Here is a 17,206-nt window from a genome sequence, read left to right on the forward strand (position 1 = left end):
TTTGGGCTTCAACACATGGATGTGGAATGAACAAACAAAAATTAATGATCCTTTTTGCCAGTCAGCAGGGTTTTCACTCGTTGATCGTCGGGATCATGCTCCCCGTTCTGGTACTGCTGTTTCAGTCCCGGGGGCTCAATCTTCAGGATGTTGGTCTCGTGATGGCGGTTTGGGTTGGCAGTACCGCCATGCTGGAAATTCCATTAGGTGGTGTTGCTGACCGGTATGGCCGAAAATCTACATATTTGTGGTCACTGGTCGTGAACCTGGCAGGCGTGGTTGCACTCTATTTTGCTTCCGGACTCGGCCTGATTTTACTTGCGGCCTGTTTACTCGGGAGCGCACGTGCAATTTATTCCGGAACGTTAGACGCATGGTTTTACGATTCCTTTCAGCGGGCTGATGGACATCTGACCTATTATCAGGCGCTCTCAGTGGTGAATATTTGTGTGACGGTCGGGCTTGCGGCGGGTGCTTTTCTTGGCGGATGGTTACCGGATACGATTCAGTCTGAGCCTTTTGATTTTACCGGTCAGTTCAATATCAACTTGCTGGTTGTGGGTGGCGCGACGCTCTGTCTGTTCCTGTTTACGGTCTTGTTGATTCAGGAAGATGTCTGCAGAAGCTCTATGACAGGGTCAGATGCAAAGAAGCAACCTGGCTATAGGGGACAAATGAAAAAAGCGCTGCGCGCTTCGATGACCCAAGATGTACTGAAGCCACTGATGCAGACAATGCTGATTTTTGGTGTGGTCCTCAGCAGTCTTGAGAACTTCTGGCAGCCTTTTTTAGCCTCAATTATTCAAGGCAGCGACTATGGCACGTCTTTCTTCGGCGTGGTGTCGGCACTTTATTTTCTGATGGCGGCAGCAGCCTCTTTATTTTCTGTGAAGTTCTTGAGGGCTTTTGCCGGGTCGCACCGAATGTTATTGCTTGCCACCAGAATCATTGCCGGTGGGGTGCTGCTCGCACTGGCGATGACGAAAACACTTGAAGCGTTTGCTGTCAGCTATCTGGTCTTTTTCTTCTTTTTCACCATGGGGATTAACTCAGAGCGTGTTCTGCTCAATGAAAACACCGAGGATGAAAACCGATCCACCATGATTTCAATCAGCTCTTTTACCATGATGCTGGGCGGGATGGCGTCTTCCTTGCTGTTTGGGTATATCTCTGAAGTGTATGGTATCAGTATGAACTGGATGATTTGTGGTGGCCTGTTAATCCTGAGTTCTCTGTTGTATTTGCGTATTCCGTCAGAAGGTCCTGCCGTGGAAGTCTGATTGATGTCTGCTTGCCAGAGTACGCTGTTGACAGGCATCATGAGTCAAAATTTTTTGAAGGATGGGTGTTCATGGTTATCTGGCCAGCTGTACTGAAATATGACGGTGACCCGGAGCTGGTTTATCTGGCTGATCAAGTGGTATGGGAATCGGATGCCGATTTGCACTGCTTTGGATTCCAGGCAGGTGATGTGCTGATTGACTCAGACGGTCAGGTTTTTTGTCTGGAAAGTCAGGCCAGAGACAGCATCTGGCATTTATCTGCAGAACGTCAAATGCCCCTGGCGGAAATGATTACGCTGATTCAGTCTCATCAGTCCTGCCAGGGCGCATGCTGTGCCGCGAAGGTTTCCTTTCCCACTTTTTCTAAGGCCATTGCAGCCTTGGCTGACAGTGCGCAGTAGAAAATCGATTGAATATTTCCGCAGCTTTTTCTCAGCTTATATTCTTTGCTGATTATTCCCAGCCAAAAACGGCATCGTATGTCTGACAATTACCGACCAGAGACTCAGTGTTCTCGAGATAAAGCTGCTGATCAGCGGAAACAGGGTAGGTGAGCCATTGGGAGCACTGGGCACTCTGTCCGTTCCCGATCACTAGCTTGCTGCCCGGTTTCAGTTCGCAACGTGTCATTTTGTCTAATGGCGACCACTGATAGCAAATCTCATAGCCTGCGCGATAATGGGCGACTTTGCCGTCTGGCTGACTGGTCGCCCACCAGGCCCCATACTGACTGTTCGGGTTGGTGCTGTTCCAGGCGCGGTAAATCGTCAGTGCTTCTCCGTCTTTGACTTTGTACACCTGCCCCTGACAGAGTTTGCCCTGGTTTGGCTCACCCAGTGAATTCGTCAGAAGCTGCGGGTCGTCGTCAGCTATCAATTTGCTGGCCCATGCCACGGGAGGTTCGGTTGAACCAATACAGTTTTCAGCAGCAAGGATTTCCTGGGTTGCATTGGCAACATTTGTCTGTCTGGATTCGTGCGTGGTCGTTGTACAGGCGGTGAGACTCAGGCTGCCCAATAGTGCCGCAGCCAAGGAGAGTGTTGATTTCATACATGTTCCCTATGTTCGATGATGGATGCACCCATTATCGTATTCAACAGAGGGCTTTGCTTGCAGGCAGTAAAGCAAGCTGAAATTTTTAGAGACAGCTAACAGTTTGAACAGGCAGCGATGAGCAGTAAGGGAAGATAAAGCGAAAAAAACCGGAACGAGATGTTCCGGTTTTTGGGGATTATTTTCTCGCGTTGGCTTGCTTTTTATTGTCGACTGCCGCTGCGGTAGGGGCGGGAGATGCCCCGGGTTTGCTGGCTGCAACTGACGCAGTGCCTGCAGCAGCGCTTTTATCAGTACTGCCTGCAGCTTCTGCTGGTTTCAGCTGAGTCGGCGGTGTCAGTGGGGCCGCATCTTTCTGGCTTCCCTTTGAATCAGCACTGGCTTTCGCCGCTTCTTCTTTATTCAGTGTCACGACTTTTTCTTCATCAGCCGGGTGGGTCTGACCCAGGAAGCAGCCGCCACGCTCGATGCAAATGTCGTTGGTATAGATGACACCTTTGGCTTTGCCTTTCTCCAGAATCTCAATGCTGGCCGCGTGGCAAGCACCTTCATGCAGACCGTTAATCACGACTTTGTTGGCGAAGATTTCACCGGATACCCGGCCGGTTGCACTGATTGACAGTGTCTGTTCCGTACGAATACGCCCTTCAATATAGCCATCCACCTGGATATTACCGCTTAATTCGATATCCCCTTTGATGGAACAGCCTTGTGCAATGATAGTTGCAGTTGAGTGCTTACTTGTGTTTCCAGCACTTTTACTAAAGAGTCCCATTGGATGCTCCTCTCATGGTTAAACAGATAGTCAAAGTTATCGGGTCCCCAGTTGATGAAAAATTTGGGGTTCAGTGCCCGACCCAGAAAACGTACCTCGTAATGGAGGTGGGGGCCGGTAGAAGTACCGCTATTGCCTGATAGGGCAATCAAATCGCCTTTTCGGACGAAATCCCCGGTTTTGACCTTGAATGTCTTTAAGTGCGCATACAAGGTCATAAAGCCATAGCCATGATCAACTTTCATCAGATTGCCATAGCCTTTTTTGCTCGGTCGGACCAGCTCAACCACACCATCAGCCGGTGCATAAATGGGTGTGCCGGAATTCCCGCTCATATCAATCCCTAAATGACGGCGTTTGTTCCCGAAAATCGGGTGGTTACGGGAGCCATAGCTGGATGAAATGCGACGATAATCCATCGGACTACCGTTCGGAATCACCTTCAGCATGGCAACTCGAACCGCGGAGTTCAGCGCCGCCGTATCCAGCCGGTCATTCAGTGGTTGTTCATCTTCAGTGTCAATGCCCAGGACGTTTTCCAGGTCATTAACGCGCCCTGTAATCTGCTCCAGTTCATAACGACGATCAGCCAGATTCTGCTCCAGCGACTGTCTGTCGCTTTCCAGGGTTGAAATTTCATCTTTCAGTTCCGTCGCATGACGACTTAACTGCGTTTTTTCCTGTTCTGTCTGATTGACGGTTGTCCATAAATATTGAATGGAAAAAGCCATCACGATGACAGTGACAATAAACAGCAGAAAAGTGGCAACCAGGTTGCGTCGCAGATACTTTCCTAACTGAAAATGGTATGAACCATTAATTGTTGATATCGAGATTGTGAGTTGATCTTTCATTACGCTAAGCTCATTCGCTATCTCTAAGGCTTAGGCGACAAGCGGCTGGCAGAATTAACTTATATCAGGAAATGGTGATGTAAAATTGTGCTCTGTGGCATAAGTTTCCTGCTTCGCATCCTGCGGCGATGTCCCATTAAGCAACCAGAAAGAAGAAATACAAAAAAAGAATAAAAGCCAGCAGTATGGCAGCAAGCGTCGGGTAAATGATGTAGTAGTCACCACCACGCCGGGCTCGCTTGAAACACAGGTAAACCAGCAGCCCGTTGTAGCCAAACAGTAACAGACTGATTGTTGTCCCTGCATTCAGAGTCATCTGATGCATCCTCAGCAGAAAATGGCTGAGCAGGAAGTAATCCAGGACGATCAGCCAGAGAAATAACTTTTGCAGTCCGTCTGGTCGGCGTACCCGAGGGTCAACAACAGAAGAAGATGCAGCTTTTTTCATTGGTTTCTTTCGCTAATGGTGAGCAGACGGCAAAGGGGATGCCTTTGCCGTCTGCAGGTTAAGACGCTTTGACGAAATCCTGTCGAATCACAGGCTGGTTAAATTCGGCTTCCTTGCGTGCTTGCTGAAGCACCGGGCCGTCTTCATGTTTCGCCGGGCCTCTGAACAGGGTTTCTACCATACGCGCAGCCGCAGCTGTCAGTACGAACAACTCAATGCGGCGGTTCTCGCTGGCACTTGGGGTTTCCGGATTCAGAGGCGCCTTATCAGCCATGCCTGCAACCTGCAGTACACGTTTTTCAGGTGCGCCACCTGCAATCAGGGTCTGGCGGGCCACATTGGCACGGGAAGCGGACAGTTCCCAGTTTGTTTTATCACTGATGGAACGGCTGTAGCGGATGGCATCGGTATGACCACTGATAATCAATGGATTCTCAATCTTTTTGAAAATCGGGGCCAGCGCTAACAGTAAATCCTCAAAGAATGGGGTGAGCTGACTGCTGCCGCGGTGGAACATGTTTTCGCGGAAGTCGTCTTGCAGGACAATCCGAAGACCCTGCGGGGTGACATCCACATGCACATTTCCTTCTGCAGAAGCCTGTTTTGCCAGTTCTTCAACGACTTTCGCCAGCACTTTGAGCTGTTCCTGGCTGTCATAAGTGCCCTGAACCAGAGATTCTGTATACTGGCCATCGCCGTTACCATCATAGAAAGAGGTGACCGTCACGGCTGCGTTATGAGAACTTAAATCAGAGGCTTCACCACCTAAGTCAATCGGGGACAGGCTGGTGGAGCTGTCAAACGGGTTGCCGACTCCCTGATCGAACAGGCTTGAGCTGTTGAGGTGCGCAACAATAGCTTTCCGTTCTGATTGGTCCACAATCGCCAGAATCCACAACACCAGAAACAGAGCCATCAGGGCGATCATAAAGTCAGCAAAAGCAACTTTCCATGCACCGCCATGTCCGACATCATGGTCGTTCTGGCGTCTGCGTTTGATGATGATCTGATTGTATCGTTGCATCATGCCTCCTGTTCAGACAGCCATTTTTCCATGTCGTTGAAGCTTGGCTTGATGTCTAACTGAATGTTCTTACGGCCGGCATCAATCGCCAGCAGGGTTGGTTTCTTCGCCACATAAGCGACCAGTGTTGCGCGAACACATTCAAACGCAGACATATCACGCTTCACGCGTTGAGACATGGCATTACTCGCTGGGTCTAATACACAGTAACAGCCGAAAATGCCCAGGAAAGTACCGACCAGCGCAGCAGCAATTTTTACACCAATCAGACCGATACCTTTATCAAGGAATTGCATCGTGATGATGATCCCCATAACAGCGGCCAGAATACCAAAGCCAGGCAGCGCTTCGGCCGTCCGGTGAAGTGAGCGGGAAGGCAGCAGCAGATCGTCTTCAATCGCCATGATTTCCTGCTCCAGCATGGCATCCAGTTCATGTGGTGACATCTGACCCATCGCCATCAGGCGCAGGTTATCGGTAATGTAAGCCACTAAGTGGCTGTCTTCTTTGATCAGCGGATAACGTTCAAAGAGCTCACTGTTCTGCGGATCTTCAATATGGCTGTCGAGGGATTTGAAACCGCCGTTACGGATAGTTTCCAGCAGCAGTTGCATCAGGCCCATCAGCTGCATGTAATACTCTTGCTCATTTTTACGCGGCTTGACGATATGGCGAAGCTGGATGCGCATTTCACGGATCACATGGGGCGGGTTGCCGACAATGATGGATCCCAGTGCTGCACCAACAATAATCAGAATTTCAGCAGGCTGCCAGATGGCAGAAATGTCGCCACCAGCCCATTTGAAACCGCCGAAAACACATAACAAAATGACGATTGCGCCGGTAAATTTTTGCATTTCAGTTTGCTCCTATCAGCAAAGATATTGATTCAGTTGTTTCAGGGCCTGCTTATGAAGCTGGCACACGCGTGGCGGTGTCAGGTTGAGCACCAGTGCAATCTCATGCAGGTTCATATCATGTTGATAGAACAGAGTAAGCAGCAGCTGTTCACGAGCTTTCAGCTTACCCAGTGCCACACCCAAGGTGCGGCGGATATGCTCATGACGGACAGATTCACCGCCGTCATTCGTCATTGAGAAATCGTTGCCACTTTCCAGAAGCTGATCCAGGCTTTGCATTTCGCTGGCCATGGAAGCATTCAGGCGTTGCAGATAGTCCGCCTGGTCGGTTCCCAGCGCTTCAATAATTTCAGCTTCCGTCGGCTGTCTGCCGAGCTTTTTCATTAAATCGCGGGTGACGTCATTCAGCTCATGCGCCTGCTGACGGGTCTGGCGTGAACGCCAGTCAAGACGGCGAAGCTCATCCAGAATCGAGCCGCGGATACGGCAGACTGCGAAAGACGGAAAATTCGGGTCTTCGACATTGCCGTAACGGCGACCGGCTTCCAGCAGTCCCATCAGACCGATTTGCTGCATATCTTCCAGACTGCAATGGGTGCTGACATGACTGCGGAGTTGATTGACAACACGTTTTACTAATACAAGGTGATCACGGATCAGCTTATCTTCGTTGATGACCGGGCTGTTTCGCCCGGTTTCCTGTTCGCTGTCGTAATGTTCAGTCGGGTTGATATCAAGCATAAGCGCCTCACTGAATGACGTATTTGGTCAGCAATACGTTGTCGATAGCGTGGGCATAACGGGTTTTGCCAAATGCATCCAACAGGGTGCTTTTGACTTCTTCCTGCAGCTCATCAATCGTGCGCTGGTTCTGAAGCTCTTCGTAAGTTTTGTTACTGAACAGTTTCAGCAGCGCATTTCGAACAACAGGCATGAAGTTATCAATGCCTTCAATCGCTTCCGGACGACGGGTTTCCAGTGCCAGTTCCATCATGATGAAATGTGTCTGGCGTTCGCCTTTCACAGACAGCACCAGTTTTTCCAGCGGATGGAATACAGGGTCTAAATTATCCGGCTGGCTGAAGGGGAGGCTAATGCTGTTACCGCCTTGGCCCTGATGGCTCTTAACGTACCAGAGGGTACCGCCAACACTGGCTGCAGCGACCAGTACGCTGGTGATCAGCATGATGATAATGATCAGGACGAGATTACGCTGGGTCATGAAAATAGCTCCTATCAGGCTCTGGTTGACAGCCAATGGCCTGAATCTGTTGTTGTATTTTGGTGGTCATCTGTGTGTTGATTGGCAAAGATGACAGGTTGTGAGTCTTCTTCTGAATGTTCCTGTTGTTGTCCCTGACGGCCGTCGCCGACGTTTACATCAACATGAACAAAATTTTGATCCTGCAGTTCGGCACGCAGACGTTCAGAAACCTGAACCAGCGCATCCCGGACAGCAGCCTGATTCGCATGAATCTGAACACTGAGGCGATCCCCGTCCATGCGAACGATTAAATCCAGTTTGCCCAGATCAGGCGGGTCCAGACGGATGCGGGCTTCCTGGAGATTCTGGCTGGCCTGTAACTGCACTCTGTCCTGCAAGACCTGCATCATTTGTTCGCCCCATTTGCTTTGCTGCCCCTGAGGCAGCTTGACACTGGCCCACTCAACCTGAGTGGTTGCGGAAGCAGAGGCTGGTGCGGAAGCCGATTGAGCGTGTGCCGGACAGGTGTTCTCTGCCGACAGGCCATTGAGAAGTGTCTGTAAAGAAGCGGTACTGTTCGCCAGACGGTTTTCGCCGAGGCCGGATAGCGTGGTTTCCTGCTGCACACCAGACTGGGTTTGCTGCATCAGTACTGAAAGGCGGGCATTGTCTGCAGACGTTGCAGCCGTAGTCTGGCGCTCGCCATTGGCAACGGATTGCATCAGCTGTGCGTCGCGGACGGATGCGGTGTTAGCCTGCATGCCCGCTTTTCCGGCTGCGCCAATCGCCATCTGTTCTGCTGATGAGGTGCCCGGAAGGGCTGCGCCTGTTCCCAGCTGTTTTTCAGCCTGAGCCAGCAGGTTTGCGATGATGTCCGCTGCGACTGCTGGCGTCAGAGTGTTGTCATCCTGTTCAGTCTGTGCACTTGATGCTGCGATATCATTTGGCTCATCCGCCGATCGGGCGCGCTCAGTTCCCGCATTGCCCCGCGGCGTTTTGCTCTGCAGCGAGTCGGTGAAACTGGAGGCTTTATCATCCTGAGACGGTTTCACAATACCGCTGCCGATGTCCCCGGTTTCACTGTTGCTGTTAGCCAGTTTGGAATTTGAGACGATAGTATTCATTAAAGCTCCATGTTCATGGCCATCTGATATGCCAAAAGTCCTTCTTTTCCTTCACTGACGGCATTCATTTCTTGCTGTAGTTTGTCTTTGTTTTCTCTGACGGCGCTGATTGCAGCAAGATGGCTGCTTTTCAGGTGACTTAAAGCCTGAATCTGCTCATCGCTGAATGTTTCTTTCTGTAAACTCAGCAGTACCTTTTGCAGCGTCTGGTCCAGCTGCTGCAAACGGTTCCAGTCTTGCTCTGCAACTGCCCGGTCAATATTCTGCTTCAGGTTCAGGAGTTGAGTGACTGTGATGTTAGGCATGCTGTCCGAATCCTTCCCAGCCTTCCCGAACGTTTGTCATGACTTTTTCAACTGAATCGAGATGTTCAGCTTTGTTCTGAGAGCTCGCTTTGAAGAGCTCGCCAATGCAAAACTCGTAAAGGTCATGCAGGTTGGCAGCAAGTTCGCCACCTGCTTCGATATCCAGTGCGCTGTCCAGGCCAATCAGGATGTTCATGCACTTACTGATCCCTTTACTTTTGGCTTCCAAACGTTTGGATTCGATGTGACCTTTGACCCGGATGAGTTCATCCAACAGACCATCGATCAGCATCAGTACTAGCTGATGTGGGTTTGCCGATGCGGCCTGGGCATCCAGATCAACGCTCTGATAAGAATCAAAGCCCGAGTTTTGCATTAGCATGAGTCGCTCCTTTAAATCGAGAATAATCCGCTCGTTTGGTTCATTTGTGTCATCAGCTGGTTCATCTGGGTGAATTGCGCAAGATAACGGTCATAAGACATCTGATATTTACGCTCCAGGCCCGACAGTTTGTCGTCGATCCGGCTGATGTTTTGCTGAAGGCTGTCTTTACGGCTCTTGAATACGCCGTCTGAGAAGGACAAGTAAGGTTTCACTGTCGCTTCAAGTGAATCGAACAGTTGATCTGTACCGTTGAACATCTCGCCCAGCGCTGCAGGGTTACTGGCTTGTGCCGCTTCGAACTTCTCGTTATCGACGGTCAGCTTGCCGTGGCGGTCGATGCTGACACCCACGGAGTACAGGCTCTGGCCGTTGTAGTTCTGACGGAAAAGAGAACTGATCTGGCTTTCCAGTGAGCGCAGGGTACCGTCACCAGCCAGAACGCCGCGTTTTTCATCTTCTGAACCGACTTTGGTGTATTTGTCGATTTCAGACATCAGGGCGTTATAGCTTTCAACCAGCTTGTTCAGCTGTTCTTTGGTTGATTCTTTATCAGCACCCACAGACATGCCAACCGGCTGGTCGCCGCTTTGCTGTGCTTTGGTGACAGTCAGGTCGACCCCGTCAATCACGCCTTCAAAAGTGTTTGAAGCGTTTGTCAGTTTCAGGCCCGTGTTCTGAGCACCCAGCCAGATGATCGCATCCTGAGGAGTGCTGATGTCGGTCGCGGTAGCGAATGCATTTTCAAAGTTTGCATCACCGGTACCCGTTGCGCTGACAGAGATAGTGTTGGCTGAGCCAGTTTCTTTACCGGACAGCATAAAGTGCGTTTCGCCATTTGCGCGGACCAGTGTGGCGTTCACACCCGGGTTGTTTTCATCATTATTGATGGCATTAACCAGTTCCTGAACGGTTGCTGTGCCGTCGCTGTCGGTATCAACAGTGGCCAGATCCAGGTTCAGGGTTTTGCCATCCATCGTAATCATCATGGTGCCCGTTGCCGGAACTGGTGATGATGACGTTGTGCCTGCGCCCAGATCAACACTCATCTGATGCGCGGTCGCAACCTGCTCAACGAAGACCTGATATTCACCCGCCAGTGCATTACCGTTCACGCTTGCACTCAGGTTTCCTTCCTGAGAGAAGGTCGCGCTGTTTTTAACAACACTGTCATTCAGGCCATTCATGTCTTCCACAGCAGTACGGAACGCACGCAGGGCTGACTCGATTTTGCCGTAGGCAGTAATCTGGCTCTGATACTTATCAGACTGAGTCTGATAACGATTCTGGAATGGCTGTACCTCATAAGTGGCAAGCTGTTGCGCCATACTGATCGGATCAATGGAACTCATGGAAAAACTCCTTTATTTATTGCTACTAAAGCAAATAGTGTGCCATTAAGTTAATTTGTTGAGTTTAAAGGGATTTATCTGTTCAGGCTCCGATTGGCGGAAACGGTGTTTCCGATCAGGTTTCCGCTTGACCTTCCGGCTCTCCAGCTTCGTTTCCAGTGCGGAAAACCAGACCGTATCAGCTGGAATCGATATATATTCCCTTAGGATTCATTGCACAGCGGTTTGTATCGACTATGTAACATCCCAACGAATTAGGGCGGCATATTGGCAGAGGGCATTAAGGTAATTTGGGGAATGACGGGCTGAAGCGCATGTTTCAAAAGAAAAACCGGAAACCTTTCAGTTCCCGGTTTGTTGCAGAAAAGTAACTGGCCGGCATTGAGCAAGCCAGCCAGTTGCGGCGGATTATTGTGTTGAGGCTTTCAGAGTGACGCCACTGTACTGAGAATAGCCGTCCAGCAGAATGGAGTAGGTACCGGGTGTGGCACCAGAGAAAGTACAGACTTCATTGTTACCGTAACGGTAAGGTCTGCAGTCCCAGTTTTGCTTCGTGGCTTCAGAACCGAAAGAGACATACAGATCGACATCGCCGCTGCCGCCGCTGGTGCTGATTTGCAGTGTTTTCTGAGCCGGAAGTTCAAAACTGTAACGAACTTGGCTGCCCGTTGCACCTGACAAGCCTGTCACAGGGACACCATCTTTGAGTACATTTCCTGTTGGCGGTGGGGTGGTGCCGCCGGTTGCGTTCGCCGTTTCAATGGCATAGGCCAGTCCAAGTTTGGAGAATTTCACCGCATGTGCGCCAGTCGGATCGGAATTTTCCAGGGTGTCTTGCGTGCTGTGGATTCTGGGGTTGTAATCGTTGAACTTCGATTCAAATGGCATGGCAGCAGGGAAGCCAGCGTTATGCCAGGAAGCGTGGTCAGAACAGGCGTAACCACAGCGGTCGAACCCATACGAGATCGACGGAATGTATTCATCCACCAGACGGGCCAGGAAAGTGGTCAGATTGCTGTCGGTATAATCGGTCATAAAGACGATATCTTCTGGAGAACCATTGTAGTTGGTCATGTCCAGCTGCAGGGCTGAAACAACATTTTTTCCTTCTGATTTATACTTGTTGGCCAGATCCTGAGAACCACGCAGACCCACTTCTTCTGCGGCATAGGCCATGAAAGCAATACTGCGTTTAGGTTTGAAGTTATTTTCAGACAGGACCCGGATAATTTCGGTGACACTGGCAATCCCTGATGCATCGTCATCCGCGCCGGGTGCAACACTGTTTTCACCTGTGTTTGATCCGATGGTTGAGTCCAGGTGGCCGCCGATCACCACCCACTCATCCGGTTTTTCGGAGCCTGTGATTGTCAGAACGACTGATTTTTGGTTATAGCCAGCGTGTGAAACTTGCTGGACATCTGCATTGGGCAGAGAATTCGTGAGTGAGCGCCATTCATTTGCCAGCCAGTCGGATGCCTGAGCACCAGAAGTGGTGGTGTAGAAACGGTTGATGAAACTGGATAGCGAGCTGATGGTGCCGGTAATCTCTGATGCGCTGACCTGAGGTAACCAGGCATTCACTTTATCCTGCTGTGTGATATCCGGAATCGGAAATGCTGCAAGTGTTTCAGGCATGATGCTGGCTGCCATCGCACTTTCTGCTGAAGAATGCACCATATACCCGCCGCAACGGTGATGATCTTCGTGCATCTGGTGTGTTAACTCGGCTAATTGTTTGTAATTGACTTGACCGACCCATGCCTTGCCGTTACTCGCCAGTGAATCCGGCAGGATTGATTGCGCCTGTGACTGCATCACCGACTTCAGCGTTTGGGTGGCATCAGAACCAATCGAAATCCAGACCTTATCTTCTTCGGCTGCATAGGCTTGTGAGCATACCGCAGAAATGATCAGTGCCAGAGCCGTTGTTGTGTTTTTCATATGTTCTCCCTGTTATTTTTTTGTTAAATCAACAAAACTTAAGTCAGTTCCAGAGAAAAGCGAAATTCTTCTTTGTATTCAATGCGTAATGAAAAGTTGTCACAAAGTTATCAATAGGGTGGTAATTAATTTGCGGTGTCTGTTTTTTCGCCACTTAAAACTGCTGAATCCTGAATTTTCAGAGTTATCTATAGCTAAAATGATTAATTAAGGTGGAAAGAAATAGGGGAGGAAATGATCAACGAACTTCTGTTTTTGCGAGCTATAACGAAAAAAAAGCCCCGAAACCGGGGCTTTTTAAATTGGAGTGACTTAGGTCGATGTTTCTGAGTCTAATCCGGGGATTAGCGCAGCAGAGACATTGCCATGCCAGACAGCTGGTTAGTTTGAGACAGTACGTTCGTACCGGCTTGCATCAGCATCTGGTTCTTAGTCATGTTTGAAGTTTCTACAGCGAAGTCGGTATCAGTGATACGGCCTTTCGCAGCAGTGGTGTTCTCAACCATGTTACCCAGGTTAGTAATGGTGTGCTCCAGACGGTTCATATTCGCACCCAGTGCTGCACGAGCGCCACCGATGGTGTCCAGAGATGCAGTAATCGCGTCCATTGCTGCACGAGCATTGGTTTGGTTCGTTGCTACTGTTGCACCAGTGTCACCGAAAGTCGTCAGAGATGCGATAGTACCACCTGCTTGCAGAGCAGTTACCGCTGCACCAACTTTAGTATCGATAGAAGTTGCGAAGCTCAGCTGCTCAGCAGAAGAACCACCGATTTGCAGAACGATACCGCCGCCTTTCACACCAGCTGCGTCGAATACAGTCTCACCAGCATACTTAGTGTTTGCCATTACGTTGCCCAGCTCGCTGGTCAGTTCAGTGAATTCTGCGTACAGAGCTTCCTGGTCGTTTACTGAGTTTGTACCGTTCGCAGCCTGAGTTGCCAGGTCGTTCATGCGGTACAGGATGTTTGCAGTTTCGTCCAGTGCACCTTCAACAGTTTGCATCATAGAGATGCCGTCTTGTGAGTTGCGCATTGCAACTGACATGCCACGAGTTTGTGCTTGCAGGCGGCTAGAGATTTGCAGACCAGCTGCATCGTCAGCAGCAGAGTTGATGCGGTAGCCAGTCGCCAGACGCTCCATGGCTTTGTTCAGCATGTTACCTGTGCCGTTCAGGGTGTTTTGCGTTACCAGAGATGCGTAGTTGGTGTGCATTGATAGAGCCATGAAAGTTCTCCTTAGTTATACATCTTCATGTTGGTTTTTTCTGACGCCACACAATTTCGTATGTTGTTCCGTATGGCTGTCATTCCTACTCGCTAATATGAGGCGGAAAAGGCTCTGAAAAGATTAATCATCGAAGTGAAAAAAAATGATATTTTCACATTGGTCGGATGTCTTCACTGGCGTTTTTTCTGAGATAAGTCATTTAGAAACAATCACTTGATTGATTTCTAAAATTCTAAAGTATCAGGTGAAAAAAATAATAAAATGACCTGAATCAGGGAAAATTGTCTCTAGAGTGAATCCAAATTTTTTGGATTGATGAGTTATTGACCGACATTTTTATCCGATCAGACAGGCAGTTTCGTTCTGTAAAACCGCGGATTTATAAAAAATTATGTTTTGGCGAGATAAATAAAAAACGCCAGCTGGTGTGGCTGGCGTTTTTTTATTTAATTTGAATTGATTATTTTACAAGTTTTAGTTTCCGGGGGGCAGAAAAGGAAGTCGGAATATCACTGATATAACCAAAATAATATCCGGCACCTAATCGTCTGAACCGGATCAGGTCATGTTGAGTGGCAACACGACCAGCTACAAAATCGATGTCGTTTTGCCGGAGAAAGCGGATGACGGGTAACAGACCCTGCTTGAAACTGGTGTCTTCATTCATCTGGGCCACTTTAATGGCCGCCGGTGACGTTTTTTCCAGCAAAGGCAAATAGGGGGTCGGTAACCGCAGATCAACCCAGACGGCTGTGCTGGCATCATGCAGCCAGCTGAGTAACTCATTGAGCCGCGTTTGGTTTAAATCGGGCTGAAACAACTGAATACAGGGAACGATATCGCGCATGGCTGAGCCATGGTAATCATACAGCGCGGCAAGAAACTGATGACCCGGCTCCCAGTTCAGCAGTGTTTCCGCCTGCAGTGGCACAACCAACGGGTTAATCAGGCTGGGGAGAATGGTTTCCTGCTGAAATTTGATATGTCTGATCGCCAGAAGCAGGCCAAACAGGTCCAGGGCGTAGCGCATCTCATCAGACAAATCGAAACGGTAGACGCTTTGCTCATTGTTACTGCCGAAACGCAGGGTGAGGTGCTGAAAAGTCACTTCATTGGATTCGGTATGTCGGATGGGCTGGCAGGCATGGCGAATATCATTATGCTGCATCGCTTCTAACAGAATGAAATCATCCGGAGTCCGGGCTGCCTGAATCAGCAGCCCTCTTGTATGTTCGCCTAAGGCGGTGTCGGTAAACAGCTTAGCCAAGGTTTCCTACCACGTTGATTTGCTTATGCTCTGGAATCTCATTATATGACAAGACAGCCAGACCTTGCGCAAATGTACGCGCATAACGTGACAGAAGTGGACGAAGTTGCGGCATAACAAGCAAAACAGGCGGCATATTCTGTTGCTTCAGCTGTTGTTTCACCAGTGGCAGATTCTGCTGGAATTGCTGGAGAATATTTGGCTCCACCGGGAAACTGTCCAGAACGACCTGGCCATTTGCCTGTGCTTGCTGCAGGGATTGCAGCAGGATTTGTTCAAGATCATCAGCCAGTGTATAGACGTTCAGATCTTTCCGGTCACCATTAATCAGGTTCACCAGCGTCCGGCGCAGGCTGCAACGGACATCGGCAGCCAGCAGAATCGGGTCTTTGGTGTTTTCAACGCTGTCCAGCATGGTGTTCGCAATGGTGCGGATGTCTTTCACCGGCACCTGATCCTGCAGTAAGTGGCGGAACACTTTTAATTGCTGGGCCGGAGTAATGGCATTGCCCAGAGCTTCAGCCAGTTTCGGCGCTTGTGACGCCAGTCGCTGCATCATGTTTTCGACATCATCATGCGTAAACAGATCAGCGAGATTGTTCTTCATGATTTTGCTCAGGTGAGTTGCGATCACGGTTGCATCGTCAATCACCTGATATCCCATGTTCAGGGCTTTAGCCTTGTCGCTTGGTTCAATCCAGACGGCCGGCAGCTGGTAAGCCGGATCGGTACCCAGAATACCGTCAATCTCACCGTAGGTTTCACCGACGGCAATCGCCATCAGACGATCCGGCTCGATTTCACCCTGCTCAATAATTTCACCGTGGACTGCAATGGTGTACTGATTCGGACGAAGGCTGAGATTATCCTGAATACTGACTTCAGGCAGCAGGTAACCCACCTGTTCTGACAGGGTTTTCCGGATCCCACGGATGCGCTGGGTCAGTGGTGCGCCCTGATCTTTATTGACCAGGTGGACCAGACGGAAGCCCAGCTGCAGAGACAGACTGTGAATGTGGGGGATGTCTTCCCAGCCAAGTGCCTGCTCACTTTCACGGCGCATCGCATGGCTTAACTGCTCGACCTGATCGAGTTGCTCATCATGCTGCGGCGATTTGGCCTGACGCCATCCGGCATAGCCGAGGACTGCGGCGAACGCGTAAAACGCCAGATGCGGCATGCCCGGTACACTGCCGACAATTGCCATAATGGCTGCAGCGATAAAGAGGGTTGCAGGTGTAGCCAACAGCTGGTTGCGCATGGCATCTGCCATGTCATCATCACTGTCATTGATACGGGTAACGATGATGGCTGCAGAGGTTGCCAGCAACAGAGATGGGATCTGAGCAACCAGACCGTCACCGATAGTCAGCAGGGCAAAAGTTTTGAATGCTTCGGCTGCGGTCATGTCGTATTCGAACACGCCGATGCTGACACCACCAATAATATTGATGAACAGAATCAGCAGGCCGGCAATCGCATCACCCCGGACGAATTTGGATGCACCGTCCATTGAGCCGTAGAAGTCGGCTTCGTTGGCGACTTCTTTCCGGCGCAGCTTGGCGCGTTCCTGATCGATCAGACCGGCGTTGAGATCGGCATCGATGGCCATCTGCTTACCGGGCAGGGCGTCCAGTGTAAAGCGAGCGGCCACTTCGGAAATTCGTTCGCCACCTTTGGTAATCACGACAAAGTTAATGATCATCAGGATGACGAACACAACCATACCGACGACATAGTTACCGCCGATCACGACTTCACCGAAGGCCTGAATGACCTTACCGGCAGCATCGCCGCCCTGATGACCTTCCAGCAGGACGACGCGGGTCGACGCAACGTTCAGTGTCAGGCGGAGCAGGGTGGCAACCAGGAGAATGGTCGGGAATACGGAGAAATCCAGCGGTCGTTTTGCCGTGGTGCTGACCAGCAGCACCATGATTGCCAGCACAATGTTGAACGTAAACATGGCGTCCAGCAGCATGGGCGGCAAAGGCAACATGACCATCGCCAGTATCATGAGCAGCGCAGCAGGAATGCTGATATAGCTGCGCTTAAAATGGTTCAGTTGAGGTAGCCGGTTTAGCATGGGTTTGATCTCTCTC

The 17,206-nt window shown here is 50.1% G+C and carries 18 protein-coding genes; 2 read left to right on the top strand and 16 right to left on the bottom strand.

What is annotated here, in order from left to right:
• The first annotated feature begins 26 nt into the window (after positions 1–26).
• Together ACYP03_RS10065 and ACYP03_RS10070 are read left to right on the top strand one after the other, a co-directional pair.
• Positions 27–1,280 carry an MFS transporter gene (locus ACYP03_RS10065; RefSeq protein WP_459779543.1) on the top strand — a complete coding sequence of 418 codons (1,254 nt, stop codon included), beginning with the start codon at positions 27–29 and terminating at the stop codon, positions 1,278–1,280.
• Between the two features lie 71 nt (positions 1,281–1,351).
• Complete coding sequence (locus ACYP03_RS10070; RefSeq protein WP_459779545.1) at positions 1,352–1,684, top strand: DUF4144 family protein; 333 nt, start codon at positions 1,352–1,354, stop codon at positions 1,682–1,684.
• 52 nt (positions 1,685–1,736) lie between these two features.
• Here ACYP03_RS10070 and ACYP03_RS10075 read toward each other — a convergent pair whose 3' ends face one another.
• The 16 genes from ACYP03_RS10075 to flhA all read right to left on the bottom strand — a co-directional run bounded on the left by ACYP03_RS10075 (position 1,737) and on the right by flhA (position 17,190).
• The gene (locus ACYP03_RS10075; protein ID WP_459779547.1) at positions 1,737–2,333 is read right to left on the bottom strand and encodes a hypothetical protein; all 597 of its coding nucleotides are present in this window, start codon (positions 2,331–2,333) and stop codon (positions 1,737–1,739) included.
• A gap of 181 nt (positions 2,334–2,514) precedes the next feature.
• Positions 2,515–3,000 (bottom strand): bactofilin family protein, encoded by a 486-nt coding sequence (locus ACYP03_RS10080; RefSeq protein ID WP_459779550.1) that lies wholly within the window; start codon positions 2,998–3,000, stop codon positions 2,515–2,517.
• A 14-nt stretch (positions 3,001–3,014) separates the two neighbouring features.
• Entirely contained in the window at positions 3,015–3,965 is a 951-nt protein-coding gene (locus ACYP03_RS10085) for a M23 family metallopeptidase (RefSeq protein WP_248139894.1), read from the bottom strand.
• Between the two features lie 136 nt (positions 3,966–4,101).
• Positions 4,102–4,413: a hypothetical protein gene (locus ACYP03_RS10090; RefSeq protein WP_051642023.1), complete on the bottom strand. Its 312-nt coding sequence runs from the start codon at positions 4,411–4,413 to the stop codon at positions 4,102–4,104.
• A 58-nt stretch (positions 4,414–4,471) separates the two neighbouring features.
• On the bottom strand, positions 4,472–5,437 hold the full coding sequence (locus ACYP03_RS10095) for a flagellar motor protein MotB (RefSeq protein ID WP_248139896.1): 966 nt from the start codon (positions 5,435–5,437) through the stop codon (positions 4,472–4,474).
• Positions 5,437–6,294: a flagellar motor stator protein MotA gene (gene motA / locus ACYP03_RS10100; protein WP_248139898.1), complete on the bottom strand. Its 858-nt coding sequence runs from the start codon at positions 6,292–6,294 to the stop codon at positions 5,437–5,439. The genes ACYP03_RS10095 and motA overlap by 1 nt, the downstream gene beginning before the upstream one ends.
• 15 nt (positions 6,295–6,309) lie before the next feature.
• Positions 6,310–7,038 carry a FliA/WhiG family RNA polymerase sigma factor gene (locus ACYP03_RS10105; RefSeq protein WP_248139900.1) on the bottom strand — a complete coding sequence of 243 codons (729 nt, stop codon included), beginning with the start codon at positions 7,036–7,038 and terminating at the stop codon, positions 6,310–6,312.
• A 7-nt stretch (positions 7,039–7,045) separates the two neighbouring features.
• A complete protein-coding gene (locus ACYP03_RS10110; protein WP_248139902.1) occupies positions 7,046–7,519 on the bottom strand; it encodes a flagellar basal body-associated FliL family protein in 474 nt (157 codons plus the stop codon).
• Between the two features lie 14 nt (positions 7,520–7,533).
• Entirely contained in the window at positions 7,534–8,625 is a 1,092-nt protein-coding gene (locus ACYP03_RS10115) for a flagellar hook-length control protein FliK (RefSeq protein WP_459779555.1), read from the bottom strand.
• On the bottom strand, positions 8,625–8,930 hold the full coding sequence (locus ACYP03_RS10120; protein WP_248139906.1) for a hypothetical protein: 306 nt from the start codon (positions 8,928–8,930) through the stop codon (positions 8,625–8,627). The genes ACYP03_RS10115 and ACYP03_RS10120 overlap by 1 nt, the downstream gene beginning before the upstream one ends.
• Positions 8,923–9,312: a flagellar export chaperone FliS gene (fliS, locus tag ACYP03_RS10125; protein ID WP_248139908.1), complete on the bottom strand. Its 390-nt coding sequence runs from the start codon at positions 9,310–9,312 to the stop codon at positions 8,923–8,925. Before fliS ends, ACYP03_RS10120 begins: the two co-directional genes overlap by 8 nt.
• Before the next feature lie 11 nt (positions 9,313–9,323).
• Entirely contained in the window at positions 9,324–10,664 is a 1,341-nt protein-coding gene (gene fliD / locus ACYP03_RS10130; protein WP_248139910.1) for a flagellar filament capping protein FliD, read from the bottom strand.
• 408 nt (positions 10,665–11,072) lie between these two features.
• Positions 11,073–12,608 (bottom strand): M28 family metallopeptidase, encoded by a 1,536-nt coding sequence (locus ACYP03_RS10135; RefSeq protein ID WP_459779558.1) that lies wholly within the window; start codon positions 12,606–12,608, stop codon positions 11,073–11,075.
• 344 nt (positions 12,609–12,952) lie between these two features.
• Positions 12,953–13,834, bottom strand: a complete 882-nt coding sequence (gene lafA, locus ACYP03_RS10140; RefSeq protein ID WP_248139914.1) for a lateral flagellin LafA — start codon at positions 13,832–13,834, stop codon at positions 12,953–12,955.
• Positions 13,835–14,297: 463 nt separating this feature from the next.
• The gene (locus ACYP03_RS10145) at positions 14,298–15,104 is read right to left on the bottom strand and encodes an EAL domain-containing protein (protein ID WP_248139916.1); all 807 of its coding nucleotides are present in this window, start codon (positions 15,102–15,104) and stop codon (positions 14,298–14,300) included.
• Positions 15,097–17,190 (bottom strand): flagellar biosynthesis protein FlhA, encoded by a 2,094-nt coding sequence (flhA, locus tag ACYP03_RS10150; RefSeq protein ID WP_256549376.1) that lies wholly within the window; start codon positions 17,188–17,190, stop codon positions 15,097–15,099. Before flhA ends, ACYP03_RS10145 begins: the two co-directional genes overlap by 8 nt.
• Between the last annotated feature and the right edge of the window lie 16 nt (positions 17,191–17,206).

Source organism: Photobacterium sp. R1 (genome assembly GCF_054600795.1).